Source organism: Streptomyces sp. NPDC057445 (genome assembly GCF_042802855.1).
Taxonomy (GTDB): Bacteria; Actinomycetota; Actinomycetes; order Streptomycetales; family Streptomycetaceae; genus Streptomyces.
Map to the genome: position 1 here is coordinate 134,182 of NZ_JBHVDH010000014.1, position 19,121 is coordinate 153,302.

The following is a 19,121-nucleotide window of genomic DNA, read 5'->3' on the forward strand; positions in this document are numbered from 1 at the left end:
CGGTCACAGGAGGAAGCCTCCGGGGAACGGGTCGGTCGGGTCCAGGAAGTACTGCGCGGTGCCGGTGATCCAGGCACGGCCGGTGACGGTGGGGACGACAGCGGGCAGCCCGCCGACCGTGGTCTCCTCGACCAGACGGCCGGTGAACTCCGTACCGATGTATGACTCGTTGACGAAGTCCCTGCCGAGAGGGAGTTCACCGCGGGCGTGCAGCTGAGCCATCCGGGCGCTGGTACCCGTACCGCACGGGGAACGGTCGAACCAGCCCGGATGGATGGCCATGGCGTGCCGGGAGCGCACGGCGTCGGAGCCCGGGGCGGCGAGGTAGACATGCTTGACGCCGGCGATGCCCGGGTTGTCGGGGTGGACGGGCCGTTCGGTCCCGTTGATGGCGTCCATGACGGCGAGTCCGGCGGCGAGCAGATCGTCCTTGCGGGCACGGTCGAAGGGGAGACCGAGGGCGTCCAGGGAGACGACCGCGTAGAAGTTTCCGCCGTATGCTATGTCATACGTGACCGTGCCGTGTCCGGGTACTTCGACCTTGCGGTCCAGTGCGAGGCAGAAGGCCGGGACATTGGTCAGTGTGACGGACCTGGCCGCCCCGTCCTCGACGTGTACGTCCACGCGCACCAGCCCGGCCGGGGTGTCGAGCCGGACCGTGGTGACCGGTTCGGTGACGGGCACCATGCCGGTCTCGACGAGAACGGTGGCGACCCCGATGGTGCCGTGGCCGCACATCGGCAGCAGTCCGGACACCTCGATGAACAGCACGCCGTAGTCGGCGTCCGGCCGGGTCGGCGGCTGCAGGATCGCACCGCTCATCGCGGAGTGGCCGCGCGGCTCGCACATGAGCAGCGTGCGGACGTGGTCGAGATGGTCGATGAAGTGCCGTCGGCGCTCGGCCATCGTGGCGCCGGGGATGACACCGACGCCACCGGTGACGACGCGGGTCGGCATGCCCTCGGTGTGCGAGTCGACGGCGTGGAAGACGTGGCGGGTGCGCATGAAGTCCTCGTCTCGCTGTGTTGTCGGTCCGGTCCTGACGGGTCGGGTCGGGTCGGGTCGGGTCGGGGCTCGGCTGCCGCCGGCCGGTCCCTATCCGTGTCCCTCGGCGAGCGCCTTCTCGGTGGCGGCACGCACGGCTGTCTCCTGGTCCGTGCTGAGCGGTGAGCGCGGCGGACGGGTGGGGCCGCCCGGGCGCCCGGCCAGGTCCATGGAGAGCTTGATGGCCTGGACGAACTCCGTCCTCGAATCCCAGCGCAGCAGCGGATGCAGGGATTTGTAGAGCGGCAGCGCTGTCTCCAGGTCCCCTGCGACGGCGGCCCGATAGAGGGTGACGCAGGAATCGGGCAAAGCATTGGGGTAGCCGGCGATCCAGCCGACCGCGCCCGCGAGGGCGAGTTCGAGCAGTACGTCGTCGGCGCCGATCAGCAGGTCGAGCCCGGGGGCGAGTTCGGCGATCTCATAGGCGCGGCGGACATCGCCGCTGAACTCCTTGACGGCGACGATGCTGTTCTCGCCGTGGAGGCGGGCGAGCAGGGCGGGGGTGAGATCCGTCCTGGTGTCGTACGGGTTGTTGTAGGCGACGACGGGGACGCCGGAGCGCGCGACTTCGGCATAGTGGGCGACGACAGCCTCCTCGTCCGCGCGATAGGCGTTGGGCGGGAGCAGGAGTACGGATCCGGCTCCGGCCTCGGCGGCCTGGTCGGCCCAACGGCGCGACTCGGCACTGCCGTAGGCCGCGACGCCCGGCATCACCCGGCGCCCGTCGCCCGCCGCCTCCACGGCGGTACGCACCACGCGGGCGCGCTCGTCGTCGGTCAGGGTCTGATACTCGCCGAGAGAGCCGTTGGGAACGACGCCGTCGCAGCCGTTCCTGATGAGCCAGGCGACATGGTCGGCGTAACCGTCGTAGTCGATGGACAGATCGTCACGCAGGGGCAGGGCGGTGGCGACCATGACACCGTGCCAGGGGCGCGTGCGGGGTGCGAATGCCATATCAACTCCTAGAGTACGGTGTGACATTTTACTAATGGGCCGGATGCAGCCACAAGACCAAGGCAGCGTCGAGGACGCGGTTTCCTGACGAAATCTCAGCGCGGGATGCCCGGCGGGCCGAGGCGGTCGGCCGGGTCGGCCCGGTCGGAGGGGCCGCACGGACCGGGCGACGCGGGCGGACCGGACGGCGCGGGCGGACCGGACGGCGAGGATGATTCCGTCGAATCGTTCGGCGCCGGATCCCCCGGCTCCGCGGGACGCGGTCCTGCGGCAGAACGCGGCAGGTCCGCCAGGTGGTTCAACGGCACCGGACAGGACAGTGGCCGCCGGTCCGGCGCGGGCTCCTCTCCGGCCAGCAGCGCCACGGCCGGCCCGCACACACGCCCCTGGCACCAGCCCATTCCGGCCCGGGTCAGCAGCTTGACCGTTCGGACGTCGTGCGCGCCGAGTTCACCGGCCGCCTCCCTGATCATCCCGGCCGGTACCTCTTCGCAGCGGCACACATCGGTGGCGTCGTCGAGCCACCCGGTCCACCCCGGCCGCGGGCGGTGGGCCGCGGTCATCGTGTCGGCGAAGGCCCGTAGCCGGTCGCGGCGTGCAGCCAGGGCCGCCGTCCTCCGCCGGGGCGACGGCGTTCCGTGCAGGGTGTGCGCGATGGAGTAGGCGGCCAGCTCGCCTTCCGCCAGCGCGAGTTCCGCTCCGCCGATTCCGCCGGTCTCCCCCGCCGACCAGACGCCTGGGACGGAGGTGCGCTGCTCGCGGTCAAGTTCGAGGGCGACCGCGCCGTCGGGAGTTCGGCGAGTTGCGCAGCCGACGCCGGTGGCGAGCTCCAGCTGGGGGACGAGGCCATGGCCGACGGCCAGCGCGTCGCACGGGATGCGCCGTCGGCTGCCGGGAACGGGCCGCCAGTCATGGTCGAGCCGCGCGACGGTGACGGCCTCGACGCGTTCCCTGCCGTGGGCAGCGACGACAGCGTGTCTGGCGAGCAGTCGTACTCCGTGCCTGAGCAGCGCGCCGCCGTGTGCGGCGCCCTCGGCGAGCTTGCCGGGGTTGCGTACGAGGGCGGGCAGTCGATGTGCGTACGCCGTGTAGGAGGCGGCCTCGACGACGGCCGGCACGGTGGCACCGGCGGCTGCGAGCGACCGGGCGACGGCGAGCAGCAGAGGCCCGCTGCCCGCGACGACGACACGGCGGCCGGGAAGCACGAGGCCGGACTTGAGCATCGCCTGCGCGCCGCCTGCGCCGACGACGCCGGGCAGTGTCCAGCCGGGGAAAGGGAGTTGGCGCTCGTACGCTCCGGTGGCCAGCAGTACGGTGCGGGCCCGTACGGTGACAGCGCGCTCGTCGGCGCCGTGGTGTCCTGCGACGGCGTGCAGCCGCCAGTGCGGGATTCCGCTCGGCTCGCCCGCACCCGCCGCTTGTTCGGGGAGGACCGTCCAGACGTGATGTGCGGGCAGATGGATGATGCGGCCCGATGCCATGTTGGTGCGCAGGGCGCGTTCCCTGCGGGCGAATGCCTCCCAGTGGTGGTGCAGCGCTTCGGGCCGGCCCGCGCGAAGGCCGGGTGCGGGGTGCCGGTAGAACTGTCCGCCGGGTTGCTCCGACGCGTCGAGCAGTGCCACCCGCAGGCCCAGTCCCGCCGCGGTGACGGCGGCGGCGAGTCCGGCGGGACCGGCTCCGACGACGGCCACTTCGACGCCGGCCGGTTCGCAGGGGGCGCCGGGTTCAGACGGCGAGGTCTTCATGGCCGGTGCCCTCCTGGGTGGTGATGGTGTCGCCCGGGCGGGCCGGGACCATGCAGGCACGCTGGTTCGGGCGGCCGTTGACGGTGGCGAGGCAGTCGTAGCAGGATCCGATGCCGCAGAAGGCGCCGCGGGGCGCGCCCCTGTCGCGGGTGGTGCGCCAGGCGAGGATGCCCGCCGACCAGAGGGCGGCGGCGACACTCTGGCCGGGCAGCGCGCTGACCGGCAGCCCGTCGAAGGTGATCTCGTACGGGGACCCGGGTTCCGCTCTCGCCAGGGACGCCGGTGTTCTGGTCACTGCGCTGCTCCTGACTCGAAACGTTCCGGACCGAACGGGCGCAGGTCCAGGGCGGGTTGTGCGCCGCTCAGTGCCGCGGCGATCAGGTGTCCGGTCGCGGGTGCCAGTCCGATGCCCGCGCCCTCGTGGCCGCAGGCGTGGAACAGCCCGGGGACTCGCGGGTCGGGCCCGATGGCGGGGAGATGGTCGGGGAGATAGGGCCTGAAGCCGTGGTACGTCCGCAGCACGCGCACGTCGGCGAGTACGGGGAAGAGTGTGGCGGCCTGGACCGCGAGGCGTCGCAGTGCCTCCGGCGACAACGCCCGGTCGAAGCCGACGCGTTCACGGGTGGCCCCGATCAGCACCGGTCCTGACGGTGTGCCTTCGACGACGGCGGAGGACTGGAGGGCGGCGGAGCCGCTGGCGACGTCGGCGATGTAGTCGGCGGCGTAGACCTTGTGCCGGACGACGCGCGGCAGTGGCTCGGTGACGAGGACGAAGCCGCGACGCGGGAGGACGGGCAGTTCGGTACCCGCGAGACGCGCGAGGGCAGCGCCCCAGGTGCCGGCGGCGTTGACGACGGCGGGGGCGAGGAGTTCGCCGTGCCGAGTGCGCACGCCCCTGATCCTGCCGTCCCCGGGTGCGGCGAGGATACCGGTGACCTCCTCGCGGAGCCGGACGACGGCTCCGGACTCCCTTGCGGCGTGGAGCAGTTGGGCTGCGGCGCGGGCGGGCTGGACCTGCGCGTCCTGCGGGTAGTGGAATCCGCCGGCGAGGCCGTCCGCGAGGTGGGGTTCGAGTTCCTGGAGGCGGTCGGGGGGAACTTCGTACGTCTCCGCGCCCGCTTTGCGCTGTCCGTCGGCGAAGGCGCGCAGAGCGGTGAGGGCGGTCTCGTCGGGCGCCACGACGAGACCGCCTTTGGGCTCGTACTCCGTCTCCGGTGGGAGGACTTCGGTGAGTTCGCGCCAGAGTCGGGTGGACAGCAGCGCGAGATCGAGCTCGGGTCCCGGCTCCTTGTCGGAGACGAGAAGGTTCCCTTCCCCGGCACCGGTGGTGCCGCCCGCGACGGATCCGCGGTCGACGACGGCGACGGCCAGGCCGGCCCGGCTCGCGTAGTAGGCGCAAGCCGCTCCGACGACGCCGGCGCCGACGATGACGGCGTCCAGGGGACCACGGGGGTGTCTGGTGGGCACAGCAGTAATATGTCACATTGCCATGTCCCGGGGAAGGGAGCACACGCGACCCGGCTTCAGCTGCGGAGCGGGCCCTCGCAGCGATAAGTGGAGCTGCCCGCCCGGCCGTTGACCCAGATCTCGACCGCCCCGAAGGAGCAGTTCATGTCGGCGAGGTTGTTGGACGCGGCTCCTGCCCGGTCGAGGATGAAGTAGTCGACGGTCTCGGACATGTCCTTGAAGACGAGGTCGGGACTGGCGGCGTCCGCGAGGTTGGCGGTGATCCTTCCGGTGCAGGTGAAGCGCCGCTTGCCAGGCTCGCCGCTCTCCGCGCATGCCGGGTCGGCGTACGTCGCGGCGGCGAAGGACGAGCGGACCGCCTCCAGCGAGGCGTCCCTGAGCTGCCCGTTGGGCGTGTACGTCGTGTTGGGCACGAACAGCTCGTCGACCTTGGCGATCTGGGCGTCCAGGAAGGTGTCGTAGGCGCGCTGCAACGCCGGGTCCCCGCCGAGACGGCTGCGCCAGGCGTCGAAGGCCCTGGGGTCGTCGGCCCGGAGATGGCCGTACATCTCGCGGAGCAGTGATGGCCGCTCGGTCCACAGGAACTCGAAGAAGGTGCCCGCGTAGTTGTAGAAGCGGAAGCCGTCCCCGTCGTAGGTGGCGTGCAGCAGTTGGTCGACGGTCATCCGGGGACCGCCGCCGGCGGTGTCCCTGATGATCCCGCGGACGAGGGACTTGCGGACCGCGATGCCGTTGTCGCGTGTCGCCCCGTCGAAGAACTCCGCCGTTCCCTCGTCCATCGCGGTCGTACGGTCGCCGCTGTACCAAGGTCCCTCGCCGAAGTATCCGGGCACGGCCCAGCGGCCGTTGAGGTAGTGCACGTACTCGTGGCGGAAGAGCTCCTCGAGGGTGAGCGAGGAGTCCTGGGGGACCCGGCGCTGATAGGTGTAGAAGGTGGCGCCCCGCTCGATGTAGATCCCGCCGTTCTCGGTGCCCATGCCGGTGAGGAGGGGGTGGTAGACCTCGTAGTCGGCGCGGGAGGCGTACAGCACGATGGTGAGCGAGGTGTTGGTGTCGCCGGCCAGCGGCTGCTCGGCGCCGAGGACCCGGTGGAACTGCGCCTTGACCTGCTTGCTCGCGTAGTAGAGCTGGTCGACGGTGGCGCGGTCGAGGGCCGTGCGGACCTTGATGGCACCGTTGTCGTAGGTGTACGTCTGCGGGAAGATCTGTCGTTCGATGTCGTCCTTGCAGACCCCGTACGGCTTGCAGGCCTCGTAGAAGCCGAGCCAGGTGGCGAGTGAGGCCCAGGGGCGGCTGCCGTAACCGAAGTTGGTGCGGGTGACGGACAGCAGGGTGCCGAGGTCGGGCACGATCTGCGCCTTGAGGGCGGCCACTTGGCCGAAACGGCCGTATTCGCCGAGTGCGTCGCGTACGACCCACTCGTTGGGGGTGCCCTTGAGGTGGGTGTGGCTTGCGAAGGCCCTGAAGGCCGCCCGGTAGGAGGGATTCTGGGTGACCACGTTGTGGAACGCGGTGTCCCGGTTGCCGGGGTAGATGCCCAGGTAGTTCACGGAGAGCGCGGCCAGAGCCGCGCCGCCCCAGGACGCGTTGTCGTACTGGCCCGTGTGGTACCTGTCCATCGTCGCCAGGACCTTCTTGATCAGCCCGAGCTGGCTGTGCCGGAGCCCTGGCGCGCTGGCGGTGTAGAGCGCCTCGCGCAGGGTCTCGGCGTTGGTTTTCGTGACCTGGAAGGTGCGGGCCGCGGTGCCGAAGTCGTTGACGGCCCGCCGCAGTATCTCGGTCGTGGGGACGTCGGTGATGTCTATCTCGGGGCGCGAGAAGTCGTGGTAGGCGACGGCGTGGAGATACGTGAACATCTCCAGCAGATGCGTGCCGTTGCGGCCGTCGTGGCGTGCCGCGAGCGAGGAGATCCGGCGGCCGACGGCCTGGACATGGGCGTCCGACATGATGGGCGTGAGCCGGGCGTCCCAGGTCCAGATGAGGCCGCTCAGGCAGCCGTCGGCGGTGACGGCCGGGTCGGCGAGGAAGTCGGCGAGCTGTTCGGGGCCGAGGCGGGTGACGCCGTCCAGGGTGCACGGGACACCGGAGGCCCGCAGAGCGGCATTGCGTGAGGCGTCGCTCTTCTTGGGGCCCTGCCTGCCGGGTGTGCGGCCCTCCGTCAGTTCTCCGGGCGCGGCGGCAGGCACGGCGACCCGCCTGGGGGCCCTGGCGAGGCGCTCGACCTCGTCGAAGGGGTTCTCGCCGTGGCCGGCGGCCGGCGGGGCGGCCGGACCGGGTCTGGCGGCGAAGGCGGCGGTCGGGGTGGTGGGGGCGGCGGTCGGGGCCTGTTCCGCCCCGGTCGCCCGGGTGGTCTGCCCGAGCGTGGCCAGCAGGGTGACGGCGACGGCTCCTGCGAGCAGGGGCTTGCGTATGGATCCGGGCAGCACGGATCTGGGCTGGGACACCGATGGCTCCTGTGTGGGAGGTGGGGTGGGAGGTGTGACAGCAGTGCGGTCATCGCGAAGCGCCGTGGTGCACAAGGGGATTGGCCGAACCGAGCGGCGCGATGTGACCCGTAACATAGTAATGTGAAATTGCACTGACAAGGCCTCAGACCAAGTCCGTTACCAGGGAGCCCGGATGACCGAGACCCCCGCACCGCAGTCCGCCGCCCGACCCTCGTCCCAGTCGCCCGGCACCGGCAGCCATGACCTGCCGGTTTCACCGGAACTGGCCAAGTTCATGCGCACCGGATGGGCGGCCACCCCCCTCCCCTCCGACGTCCGGGTCCCGGCCCACGCCATGACCCCGGCCCGCCGCGCCCGCCTCTCCGCCCGCTTCCCCGGTGAGCGACTGCTGGTCCCCGCAGGTGAGTTGAAGGTCCGCTCCAACGACTGCGACCATCGCTTCCGCCCCCACAGCGCATACGCGTGGCTGACCGGGCTGACCGGCGAGGACCAGGCCGGTCATGTGCTCGTCATGGAGCCTTCGGGCCCGGCCGGCCACGAGCCGGTGCTGTATCTGCGACCGAGGTCGTCCCGTGGCACGGGCGGTGACGAGGAGTTCTACCGGGACCGCCGCTACGGGGAGTTCTGGGTGGGCCGCCGCCCCGACCTGGCCGAGGCCGAGCGGCTGACCGGCATCCGCTGCGCGCACCTGGACGGGATCGACCGGCTGCCGCCCGGCCGGAGCGCCACGACCGATCCCGCACTCGCCGGCGCCCTCTCGGAGCTGCGTCTGGTGAAGGATCACTGGGAGGTCGGGCAGCTCCAGCTGGCCGTCGATCAGACCACCGCCGGCTTCGAGGACGTCGTCCGCGCCCTGCCGCGCGCGCTCACCCACGAACGCGGTGAGCGCTGGATCGAGGGCGTCTTCGGACTGCGTGCCAGGCTGGAGGGCAACGGAACCGGCTACGAGACGATCGCCGCTTCCGGCGCCCATGCCTGCGTACTGCACTGGATACGCAACGACGGCCGCCTCGACCCCTCCGAACTGCTGCTGCTCGACGCGGGCGGGGAGACCGACACGCTCTACACCGCCGACATCACCCGCACCCTCCCGCTGTCCGGCCGCTTCTCCCCGGTGCAGCGTCAGGTGTACGAGCTCGTGCTGGCCGCCCAGGAGGCGGGCATGGCGGCGCTCAGGCCGGGTGCGAGCTTCCGGGATTTCCACCGTGCCTGTATGCGGGTGATCGCGGACGGGCTCGCCGAGTGGGGCGTCCTCAAGAACGGCGACGGCGACCTGCACCGTCGTTACACCCTCTGCAGCAGCGGCCACATGCTCGGCCTCGATGTGCACGACTGCGCCAAGGCCCGCGTGGAGGCGTATCTCGACGGGGTGCTGGAGGAGGGCCAGGTCCTCACCGTCGAGCCGGGACTCTACCTCCAGCCCGACGACGAGACCCTGCCGGCGCGGCTGCGTGGGATCGGTGTGCGGATCGAGGACGACCTGGTCATCACGGCCGACGGCGCACGCCTGATGTCGGGCGCGTTGCCGCGTACGCCCGACGCCGTCGAGGAGTGGATGGACGCGCTCCTGACCGACCGGCCCTGACCTGTCCCACCGGCCCCCACGCACGACCGGCCGGCCGGCACTCCTACGGCATCACGACCACGGCATCACGACCACGGCATCACAACCACGGCATCACGACGGTCGCTACGGCAGTACGGCGATCCCGTCCAGCTCGACCAGCGCCTGTTCGTCCCAGAGACGTACTGCGCCGATGACCGCCATCGCGGGATAGTCGCGCCCTGCCAGCCGGTGCCAGACACGGCCCAGTTCGTGAGCGTGCGCGCGGTAGTCGGCGACATCGGTCGCGTAGACGGTGACGCGGGCCAGGTCGTGGGAGGTGCCGCCGGCCGCGGTGAGGGCGGCGAGGAGATTGGAGAGAGCGTTCTCGAACTGCTCGACGAGCCCGCTCCCGATGACCTTGCCGTCCCTGTCGAGGGAGGTCTGACCGGCCAGCAGCACCAGCCGGGAGCCCGTGGCGGCCACGGCGTGCGAGAAGCCGGTGGGCGGGGAGAGCTCGGGCGGGTTGATGCGTTCAAGGGTCATCGGGCGTCCTTCCGGGCGGGGATCTCCGCGCCGGCCCGGGTGTCGTGCCGCGCTCCGGACCGCGCGTACAGCTCCTTCGCGATGATGCCGCGCTGGACCTCGCTGGCCCCTTCGTAGATCCGTGGTGCGCGGACCTCCCGGTAGAGGTGCTCCAGCAGATGCCCCCGCTGGAGAGCCTGGGCGCCGTGCAGCTGTACCGCGGCGTCCACGACGTACTGCGCGGTCTCGGTGGCGAACAGTTTCGCCATGGCGGAGCGCTGCGGCACGTCCGGCGCGCCGGAGTCGTACGCGCAGGCCGCCGCGTACACCAGGAGCCGCGCCGCCTCCGTCCGGGTCGCCATCTCGGCGGCCCGGTGGGAGACGGCCTGAAGGTCCTTGAGCGGCCCTCCGAACGCGATCCGGCCCGCGGTGTGGGCGAGCGTCGCGTCGAGCGCGGCCTGGGCCATACCCGTGGCGAAGGCGCCGACGCTGGGGCGGAAGAGGTTGAGGGTGTTCATGGCGACGCGGAAGCCGTTGCCGGGCTCGCCGATGACGTCGTCGCGGGTGACGGGAACGCCGTCGAAGGCGAGGGCGCCGATCGGGTGCGGGGAGAGCATCTCCAGCGCGCTGCCGGCCAGGCCGGGGCGGTCGGCGGGGACGAGGAAGGCGGTGATGCCGCGGGCACCGGGCGCCTCACCCGTTCGGGCGAAGACGGTGTAGAAGTCCGCTTCGGGTGCGTTGGAGATCCAGCGTTTGTGCCCGGTGAGCCGCCAGCCGTCGCCGTGCGGTGCGGCGTCGAGGGCGAGCGCCGCGGCGTCGGAACCGGCGTCCGGCTCGCTGAGCGCGAAGGCGGCGACGGCGCGGCCCGCGACGACTTCGGGGAGCCAGCGGTCACGTTGCGGTCCTGTACCCGACTGGACGAGCGGATACGTTCCCAGACCCTGGAGGGCCAGGGCGGTCTCCGCCTCGGTGCAGCCGTAGGCGAGGGATTCCCGCAGCAGGCACAGGTCGAGTGCGCTCGCGTCGGTGAACAGCCGCTTCAGCAGACCGAGTTCGCCGAGGGCGGCGACGAGCGGTCGGTTGACCCGGCCCGGTTCGCCGTTCTCCGCGAGGGGGCGCAGCCGGTCGGCGGCCAGCGTGCGCAGCTCCGCGCACCAAGCGGTTTGTGCCGGGTCGAGCGAGAATGCTGACATCCGTGCCCCCTCACTCTCCTGTGGCCGGGGGTCCGGGGGTGGCCCTCGGAAAGCCAGATTATCGCGGACCGTTGACTGTCGTCACCATCACGATACGCTCGATGCGCGACCCCACCACGACAAGGGGGCGAACATGGAGCTGACACCCTCGGCCCACCTCGACACCTTTGCGCGCGACCATCTCCCGCCCGGTGAGCAATGGCCGCGACTTCTTCTCGACATGCCCGGCCTGTACGGTCCGGAGGGGCACTACCCGGAGCGGCTCAACTGCGGTGCGGAGCTGCTGGACGCGACGATCGCCCGGTACGGGGCCGACCGGCCCGTTTTCCATGACGGGACGACCGGCGCCGTGTGGACCTACGGCGAGCTGCGTGGCCACGTCGACCGGATCGCGCACGTCCTGACGGATGAGCTCGGCGTGGTGCCCGGCAACCGGGTGATGCTGCGCGGGCCGACGACACCCTGGCTGGCGGCCTGCTGGCTCGCGGTGATGAAGGCGGGTGGGGTCGCCGTCACGGTGCTCGCCCAGCAGCGGTCCCAGGAGCTCGCCACGATGTGCGAGATCGCCCGGGTGGACCATGCCCTCTGTGACGTCCGGGCGGTCGACGCGCTGGTGAAGGCTGAGGTGCCGGGGCTGCGGGTCACGGTGTACGGCGGGGACGCCCCGGACGACCTGCTGCGGCTGGCGGCGGGCAAGCCGGACTCGTACGGCGCCGTGCGGACCGCGGCGGACGATGTGGCGCTGATCGCCTTCACGAGCGGGACGACGGGGCGGCCGAAGGGGTGCATGCACTTCCACCGGGATGTGCTGGCCGTCGCCGACACCTTCTCGGCGCAGGTCCTGCGTCCCACGCCCGAGGACGTCTTCGCGGGCAGCCCGCCGCTCGGATTCACGTTCGGGCTGGGCGGGCTGGTGATCTTTCCGATGCGGGCGGGCGCGTCGGCGCTGCTGCTGGAGCAGGCCGGTCCGCGGCAGTTGCTTCCGGCGATCGCGAGGCACCGGGTCTCGGTGCTGTTCACGGCGCCGACGGCGTACCGCGTCATGCTCGACGAGCTCGCCGCGTACGACGTGACGTCGCTGCGGCGCTGTGTATCGGCCGGGGAGAACCTTCCGGCGGCGACCTGGCGGGCGTGGCACGAGCGGACGGGGCTGCGCCTCATCAACGGCATCGGTGCCACGGAGCTGCTGCACATCTTCATCTCGGCGGCGGACGGGGACATCCGTCCCGGTACGACCGGGGTGCCGGTGCCGGGGTGGGAGGCGCGGGTCGTGGACGGCGCGACCGGGGCGCCGGTGGCGGACGGCGAGCCGGGACTGCTGGCGGTGCGCGGGCCGGTCGGCTGCCGCTATCTGTCGGATCCGCGGCAGCGGGAGTACGTGCGCGACGGCTGGAACCTGACGGGTGACACGTATGTGCGCGAGCCGGACGGGTGGTTCCGCTATGTCGCCCGCGCGGATGACATGATCATCTCCGCCGGGTACAACATCGCGGGCCCGGAGGTCGAGGACGCACTGCTGGACCACCCGGATGTGGTGGAGGCGGCAGTGGTCGGGCGTCCTGACGAGCTGCGGGGCCGGATCGTGGTGGCGTACGTCGTGCCGCGTGAGGGAGTGGAGCGTGACGACCGTACGGCCGCAGCGCTGCGCGACTTCGTGAAGGCCCGTCTGGTGCCGTACAAGTGCCCGCGCGAGATCGTCTTCCTGGACGCGTTGCCCCGTACTCCCACGGGCAAGCTGCAGCGCTTCCGGCTGCGGGCCATAGAGTGACCACGTGGCAGAGCAGCACACCCCCCGTTCCCTGATCGTCACCCTGTACGGCGCGTTCGGACGCGAGACCGCGGGCTCCCTCGCGGTGGCGGAACTGATCCGCCTGCTGGGTGCGGTCGGCGTGGACGCGCCGTCGGTTCGCTCGTCGGTCTCGCGGCTCAAGCGGCGGGGGCTGCTCGTGCCGCAGCGCACGGCTGCCGGAGCTGCCGGTTACACGCTCTCGGCTGATGCCCGGCAGCTCCTCGACGACGGCGACGAGCGCATCTACGGCCATGCGGCCCCGAAGCTGTCCGACGGCTGGGTCCTCGCGATCTTCTCCGTTCCCGAGGCCGAGCGCCACAAGCGGCATCTGCTGCGCTCCCGGCTGGCCAGGCTGGGGTTCGGCACGGCGGCCCCGGGTGTCTGGATCGCCCCCGCCCGCTTCTACGACGAGACGCGCCACACGCTGCGCCGTCTGCAGCTCGACCCGTACGTGGATCTCTTCCGCGGGGAGCATCTGGGCTTCGCCCCGACGGCGGATGCGGCGGCGCGCTGGTGGGACCTGGCGGCGGTCGCGAAGCAGCACGAGGAGTTCCTCGATGCGCACGGCGCGGTGCTGCGGATGTGGGAGTCCCGCACCGACACCCCGCCGGAGGAGGCGTACCGGGACTACCTCCTGGCGCTGGACTCATGGCGCCGTCTGCCGTACGCGGACCCGGGGCTGCCGGAGGAGCTGCTGCCCGACGGCTGGCCGGGAGGCCGCTCGGCGGCCGTTTTCGCGGGACTGCACAAGCGGCTGCGGGATGCGGGGGCGGAGTTCGTGCACGGCGGCGGGGCCTGAGCAGGGGCCAGGGCCGTCCACGGTTCCGGGCCGTGCGTGCTGCCGCGGGCGCCTCAGGGACGGGTCAGAGTGTGAGGCGTGGTTTGGGTGCGTCGGTGCGGCCGGTGGGGGGTTTGCGGCTGCCGGCGCGGTAGGGCAGCGGCCAGGGGGCGGCGGGGCCCGTGTACGTCTGGTCGGCTGCGGCGTGCAGGGTCCAGTGAGGGTCGTAGAGGTGGGGTCGGCCCAAGGCGCAGAGGTCGGCGCGCCCCGCGAGGAGCAGGGAGTTGACGTCGTCCCAGGAGGAGATGGCGCCGACGGCGATGACAGGGACGCGAAGGGTGTTGCGGATCCGGTCGGCGTAGGGGGTCTGGTACGAGCGGCCGTACTCGGGGCGTTCCCCGGGGACGACCTGGCCGGTGGAGACGTCGATGGCGTCGGCGCCGTGCGCGGCGAAGGCACGGGCGATCTCCACCGCGTCGTCGGCGGTCGTGCCGCCGGGTGCCCAGTCGGTGGCGGAGATCCGGACGGTCATCGGCCGGTCGTCGGGCCAGACGGCGCGGACCGCGTCGAAGACTTCGAGCGGGTAGCGCATCCGTGCCGCGAGGGAACCCCCGTAGGCGTCGGTGCGCCGGTTGGTGAGGGGGGACAGGAAGCCGGAGAGCAGATAGCCGTGGGCGCAGTGGAGTTCGAGCAGGTCGAATCCGCAGCGTGCGGCGCGGTCCGCCGCGGCGGTGAACTGTTCGCGGATCGTGGTGAGTCCGGCCCGGTCGAGCTGGTGGGGGACCTGGTTGACGCCGGGCCGGTACGGGAGGGGCGAGGCGGCGACGAGGGGCCAGTTGCCGTCGGGGAGCGGGGCGTCCATGTCGTCCCACATGAGCCTGGTAGAGCCCTTGCGCCCGGAGTGCCCGAGTTGGACGCCGATGGCGGTGCCGGGTGAGCCCGTGTGGACGAAGTCGGTGACGTGGCGCCAGGAGGCGGCCTGTTCGTCGGTGTAGAGGCCCGTGCAGCCGGGGGTGATACGGCCTTCGGCGCTCACGCAGACCATCTCGGTCATGACGAGTCCGGCTCCGCCGAGTGCCCGGGCACCGAGGTGGACGAGGTGGAAGTCCCCGGGGACGCCGTTTTCGGCGGAGTACATGTCCATGGGCGAGACGACGACCCGGTTGCGCAGGGTCAGCCCGCGCAGCCTGAAGGGGGTGAACATCGGTGGCGTGCCGGGCGGGCAGCCGAAGTCGCCTTCTACGGCCGCGGTGAAGGCCGGGTCGCGCAGCCTCAGGTTGTCGTGGGTGACGCGGCGGCTGCGGGTGAGGAGGTTGAACGCGAACTGGCGTGGTGGCTGGCCGAGATACGTTCCGAGTTCCTCGAACCAGCGGAGGCTGGCGGCTGCCGCACGCTGTGTCGATTCGACGACGGGCCTGCGTTCGGTCTCGTAGGCCGCGAGCGCGTCGGGGAGGGTGGGCTGTTCCTCGATGCAGGCGGCGAGGGCGAGCGCGTCCTCGACGGCCAGCTTGGTGCCGGAGCCGATGGAGAAGTGGGCGGTGTGGGCGGCGTCACCGAGCAGCACGGTGTTGCCGTGCGACCAGCGCTCGTTGACGACGGTACGGAAGGCGGTCCAGGCGGAGTTGTTGCCGCGCAGGGGGCGGCCTCCGAGCGCGTCGGCGAAGATCTTCGCGCACCGTTCTGCGGACTGCTGCTCGTCGCATTCGTCGAGTCCGGCGGCCCTCCAGACCTCCTCGCGCATCTCGACGATGACGGTGGACGCACCGGGTGAGTAGGGGTAGCCGTGAAGCTGCATCACGCCGTGCTCGGTCTCTGCGATCTCGAAGCGGAAGGCGTCGAAGGCGAAGTCGGCGGCGAGCCAGATGTAGCGGCAGCGGTGGGTGGTGACATCGGGGGCGAAGGCGTCGGCGTGTGCCGCGCGGGTGAGGCTGTGCACGCCGTCGGCGGCGATGACGAGGTCGTGGCCGGCGGCGAGTTCGGCCGCGGGCGGGGCCTCGGTGCGCAGTCGCAGTCGTACGCCGAGCGACGCGCACCGTTCGTGCAGGATCTCCAGCAGCCGGCGGCGGCCGAGCGCGGCGAACCCGTGTCCGCCGGAGGTGAGGGTGTGGCCGCGATGGACGATGTCGATGTTGTCCCAGCGTACGAACTCCTCCTGGAGCGCCCGGTAGACGGTGGGGTCGGCGTGCTCGATGCCGCCGAGGGTCTCGTCGGACAGGACGACACCGAAGCCGAAGGTGTCGTCGGGGGCGTTGCGCTCCCAGACGGTGATGTCCCGGGCCGGGTCGAGTCGCTTGAGGAGTGCTGCGGCGTACAGCCCGCCGGGCCCGCCGCCGATGACGGCGACGCGCAGTGGGGGCCTGGCGGGGGCGCCCATGATCAGCGCCCCTGCCATTTCGGGGCGCGTTTCTCCGTGAAGGCGGCGTGGAACTCTGCGTAGTCCTCGCCGTTCATCAGGAGTGCCTGGGTCGCGGCGTCCAGTTCGACGGCGGCGGCGAGCGGCATGTCGAGTTCGGCGGTGAGGAGCGCCTTGGTCTGGGCGTACGCGAGGGCGGGGCCGTCGGCGAGGCGGCGGGCGAGAGCAGCCGCCGCCTTGTCCGCCTCACCTTCGCCGGTGAGCTCGCTGATCAGTCCGATCCGCTCGGCCTCGACGGCTCTGACCGGCTCGCCGAGCATCAGCAGCCGTGTCGCGTGCCCGAGCCCGACGACGCGGGGCAGCAGATAGGCGGCGCCCATGTCGCCGCCGGAGAGTCCGACCTTGGTGAAGAGGAAGGAGAAGCGGGCCGTCGGGTCGGCGACGCGGAAGTCCGCGGCGAGTGCGAGGACGGCACCGGCGCCCGCGGCCACGCCGTGCAGGGCCGCGATCACGGGGAAGGGGCATTCGCGCAGGGCTCGTACGACCTGGCCGGTCATCCGGTTGAAGTCGAGGAGCTGGGCGGTGTCCATGGCGAGCGTGGCGCCGATGATCTCGTCGACGTCGCCGCCGGAGCAGAAGCCGCGCCCTTCGCCGCCGAGGACGAGGGCTCGTACGGATCGCTCCCGGGACAGTTCGGCGAGCAGATCGCGCAGATCGGCGTAGGCGCCGAAGGTGAGCGCGTTGAGTTTCTCCGGCCGGTCGAGAGTGACGGTGGCGACGCCGTCCTGCCTGGTCAGCCGAAGATGGCGCCATTCGTCGGTACGGGGCGCGGAGCTGGGAAAGGGGCTCATGGACGCGGCCTCCCTCGGGCTGCCGGCTGGTGCCTGCGACTTATGCCTGCTCTACGAAGTTATCACTTCTACGTGACTCCCGTCACGAGTGCGCTATACGACGGGACCGTGTGCCGGTGCGCACGCGGATGCGCACCGGATACGGATGCGCAACCTGCGGGCACAGGCGGACGCGGGCGGACGCGGGCGGACGCGGGCGGACGCGGGCGGACGCGGGCGGACGCGGGCGGGCACAAAAGTACCCAAACCGGTCGGACGGGGAGCTGCCCGCTGCCGACGGACCGTCACACGGTCGCGGACCGGCAAAGGTCCCGTATCAGGTGGGGCACAGGTCCCGGTTCCGACGCCCCGGGGGCTCTTGATCGCGTATATCCGTTTCGTATGGTTGCCCCCGGTCCCGGTCGTCGCCGGGCACCGGAAGCACGGAGCACCGCGAACGGATCACTCCCTTGTTCAACGCCACCGCCCCCGAGCCGGCCGCGACCACCGCCGCGTGGCGGCTCGCGCTGCCCCACACCACGGCCGCCGTGCCGATGGCGCGCGCCCTGGTCCGGGCTGCCTTCGCCGAGCTCGACGCGGCGGCAGAAAGCGACACGGCGGAGCTCCTCACGGCGGAGCTCGTCGCGAACGCGGTCGAGCACACCCCGGGCGGCACCCCGATCCAGCTGGTCGTGGAGCTCCTGCCGACGGGCTGCCAGATCGAGGTGCACGATCATGACCCTGCGCCGCCCGGCGGCCTGTCAGGCCGGCCGGACGGCGTCGTGCCCGATCCATGGCAGGAGCACGGCCGCGGTCTGCTGCTCATCCGCGCCCTGAGCTCGGCCTGCGGGCACCGCCCCACCGCTTACGGCAAGGCGGTCTGGTTCACGCTTCCTGGAGCTCCGGATCCCGCTCCGGCTGCGGCCCCTGGGGTGCCGTCTCCCCGTTCGCCCGGGGCGGAGTCGTAGCGAGCCGCGAGTTCCGTCGCCCGTACAGCGCGTACACCAGGGCGCCGATCGCGAGGAACACCGCGAACTGGACCCAGGTCGTCCAGCCGGTCCCCCACATCAGATAGAGGCAGAAGACCACTCCGAGGACCGGGCTGACGGGGAAGAGCGGCACCCGGAACGACTTCTCGATGTCCGGGTGGCGGCGGCGCAGGGCGATCACCGCGACATTGACCACGGCCATGACGGCGAGGGTGCCGATGGTCGTCAGGTTCATCACGACGTCGAGCGGTACGACGGCGGCGGGGACGGCGAAGACGGCGGCCACGATCCAGGTGTTGGCGACCGGGGTGGAGGTCCGCGGGGAGACCCGCTGGAAGACCCGCGGGACGAGTCCGTCGCGGGACATCGACATCAGGATCCGGGTCTGTCCGTACATCACCGCGAGGACGACGGACGCGATCGCGACCACGGCGCCGAAGGCGATGACGCCGCCGCCGACGGCCGAGCCGGTGACCTTGTCGACGATCAGCGAGAGGGCGGCCGGCTTGTCGGCGACGTCGTCCGCGGACATCGCACCGATGGCGGCCAGCGCGACGGTGCAGTACAGCAGCGTGACGACACCGATGCAGATCATGATCGCGAGGGGGATGTTGCGGCGCGGGTTCCTGACCTCCTCGCCGGCCGTGGTGATGGCGTCGAAGCCGATGTACGAGAAGAAGGCGAGCGACGCCCCCGAGGTGATGCCCATGAGCTCCTGCGGGGCGAACGGCGACAGGTTGTTCGAGCGGTACGCCGTGAACGCGACCGCGCAGAAGAGGACCAGGACGGCGAGCTTGATCACGGCCATCGCGGCGGTGGCGCGTGCGGACTCCCTCATACCGCGGACCAGCAGCGTCGCGGCGAGCAGCATCACGACGACGGCCGGGATGTTGACGATGCCGCCGTCGCCGGGAGGACTGGACAGCGCGGCGGGCAGTTCGTGCCCGGTGAGGCTGCCGAGCAGTTCGTTGAGGTACTGGCCCCAGCCCACGGAGACCGCGGAGACGGACACGCCGTACTCCAGCAGCAGGCACCAGCCGGTGAGGAAGGCGACGCGCTCGCCGAGGGTGGCGTAGGCGAAGGAGTACGAGGATCCGGAGACCGGGATCGCGCTGCCCAGCTCGGCGAACGAGAACGCGGTGAAGATGCAGGTGATGGCCGCGAGGGCGAACGAGACGACCACCGCCGGGCCGGCTTCGGCCACGCTGTCGGAAAGGCCGACGAAGATTCCGGTGCCGACGATCGCGCCGACGCCGAAGCAGACGAGCTGGAAGAGCCCCATGGTCCGTCGGAGGCCGTGCCCCTCGCGGTCGGCGCCGGATTCGGCGACAAGCTGGGCAGGGCTTTTGATGCGCATGGGTGGTTCGCTTTCGGGGTGGTGCGGGGGCGCCGCGGGGGGTGGTGCGGCGGGAGCGGGAGTCGCAGCAGAGTGGGGTCCGGGCCTGGTGCGCCCGGACCCCACCT

15 protein-coding genes are annotated in these 19,121 nt (G+C 71.6%); 4 read left to right on the top strand and 11 right to left on the bottom strand.

Features of this window, described 5'->3' with window-relative positions:
• Positions 1–3 precede the first annotated feature (3 nt).
• The 6 genes from ACFU5O_RS25890 to ACFU5O_RS25915 all read right to left on the bottom strand — a co-directional run bounded on the left by ACFU5O_RS25890 (position 4) and on the right by ACFU5O_RS25915 (position 7,654).
• Entirely contained in the window at positions 4–1,005 is a 1,002-nt protein-coding gene (locus tag ACFU5O_RS25890; RefSeq protein ID WP_384244222.1) for a proline racemase family protein, read from the bottom strand.
• A 90-nt stretch (positions 1,006–1,095) separates the two neighbouring features.
• The gene (locus ACFU5O_RS25895) at positions 1,096–1,998 is read right to left on the bottom strand and encodes a dihydrodipicolinate synthase family protein (RefSeq protein WP_384244224.1); all 903 of its coding nucleotides are present in this window, start codon (positions 1,996–1,998) and stop codon (positions 1,096–1,098) included.
• A 95-nt stretch (positions 1,999–2,093) separates the two neighbouring features.
• Positions 2,094–3,743 (bottom strand): FAD-dependent oxidoreductase, encoded by a 1,650-nt coding sequence (locus ACFU5O_RS25900; protein WP_384244225.1) that lies wholly within the window; start codon positions 3,741–3,743, stop codon positions 2,094–2,096.
• A complete protein-coding gene (locus tag ACFU5O_RS25905; protein ID WP_384244226.1) occupies positions 3,724–4,038 on the bottom strand; it encodes a (2Fe-2S)-binding protein in 315 nt (104 codons plus the stop codon). Before ACFU5O_RS25905 ends, ACFU5O_RS25900 begins: the two co-directional genes overlap by 20 nt.
• Positions 4,035–5,210: an NAD(P)/FAD-dependent oxidoreductase gene (locus tag ACFU5O_RS25910; protein WP_384244227.1), complete on the bottom strand. Its 1,176-nt coding sequence runs from the start codon at positions 5,208–5,210 to the stop codon at positions 4,035–4,037. The genes ACFU5O_RS25905 and ACFU5O_RS25910 overlap by 4 nt, the downstream gene beginning before the upstream one ends.
• A gap of 56 nt (positions 5,211–5,266) precedes the next feature.
• Entirely contained in the window at positions 5,267–7,654 is a 2,388-nt protein-coding gene (locus tag ACFU5O_RS25915) for a collagenase (protein WP_384244229.1), read from the bottom strand.
• A 175-nt stretch (positions 7,655–7,829) separates the two neighbouring features.
• Here ACFU5O_RS25915 and ACFU5O_RS25920 point away from each other — a divergent pair, with 175 nt between their 5' ends.
• Positions 7,830–9,242 (top strand): aminopeptidase P family protein, encoded by a 1,413-nt coding sequence (locus ACFU5O_RS25920; protein ID WP_384244230.1) that lies wholly within the window; start codon positions 7,830–7,832, stop codon positions 9,240–9,242.
• A gap of 105 nt (positions 9,243–9,347) precedes the next feature.
• On the opposite strand, the gene ACFU5O_RS25925 is transcribed toward ACFU5O_RS25920, so the two are convergent.
• Together ACFU5O_RS25925 and ACFU5O_RS25930 are read right to left on the bottom strand one after the other, a co-directional pair.
• The gene (locus ACFU5O_RS25925) at positions 9,348–9,746 is read right to left on the bottom strand and encodes a RidA family protein (protein WP_384244231.1); all 399 of its coding nucleotides are present in this window, start codon (positions 9,744–9,746) and stop codon (positions 9,348–9,350) included.
• Positions 9,743–10,918: an acyl-CoA dehydrogenase family protein gene (locus ACFU5O_RS25930; protein WP_384244232.1), complete on the bottom strand. Its 1,176-nt coding sequence runs from the start codon at positions 10,916–10,918 to the stop codon at positions 9,743–9,745. Before ACFU5O_RS25930 ends, ACFU5O_RS25925 begins: the two co-directional genes overlap by 4 nt.
• A 133-nt stretch (positions 10,919–11,051) precedes the next feature.
• Here ACFU5O_RS25930 and ACFU5O_RS25935 point away from each other — a divergent pair, with 133 nt between their 5' ends.
• Both ACFU5O_RS25935 and ACFU5O_RS25940 read left to right on the top strand, forming a co-directional pair.
• A complete protein-coding gene (locus tag ACFU5O_RS25935) occupies positions 11,052–12,686 on the top strand; it encodes an AMP-binding protein (RefSeq protein WP_384244234.1) in 1,635 nt (544 codons plus the stop codon).
• Positions 12,687–12,690: 4 nt separating this feature from the next.
• Entirely contained in the window at positions 12,691–13,506 is an 816-nt protein-coding gene (locus ACFU5O_RS25940) for a PaaX family transcriptional regulator C-terminal domain-containing protein (protein ID WP_384244236.1), read from the top strand.
• 64 nt (positions 13,507–13,570) lie between these two features.
• Here ACFU5O_RS25940 and ACFU5O_RS25945 read toward each other — a convergent pair whose 3' ends face one another.
• Positions 13,571–15,877, bottom strand: coding sequence for a bifunctional salicylyl-CoA 5-hydroxylase/oxidoreductase (locus ACFU5O_RS25945; RefSeq protein WP_384244237.1), 2,307 nt, complete (start codon positions 15,875–15,877; stop codon positions 13,571–13,573).
• Positions 15,862–16,689, bottom strand: a complete 828-nt coding sequence (locus ACFU5O_RS25950) for an enoyl-CoA hydratase family protein (protein WP_384244238.1) — start codon at positions 16,687–16,689, stop codon at positions 15,862–15,864. Before ACFU5O_RS25950 ends, ACFU5O_RS25945 begins: the two co-directional genes overlap by 16 nt.
• Positions 16,690–17,138: 449 nt before the next feature.
• Between ACFU5O_RS25950 and ACFU5O_RS25955 the strand changes: the two genes are divergently transcribed.
• Entirely contained in the window at positions 17,139–17,636 is a 498-nt protein-coding gene (locus tag ACFU5O_RS25955; RefSeq protein WP_384244240.1) for an ATP-binding protein, read from the top strand.
• Here the strand turns inward: ACFU5O_RS25955 and ACFU5O_RS25960 are convergent.
• Entirely contained in the window at positions 17,554–19,014 is a 1,461-nt protein-coding gene (locus ACFU5O_RS25960; protein ID WP_384244241.1) for an amino acid permease, read from the bottom strand. The genes ACFU5O_RS25955 and ACFU5O_RS25960 overlap by 83 nt on opposite strands.
• Positions 19,015–19,121 lie beyond the last annotated feature (107 nt).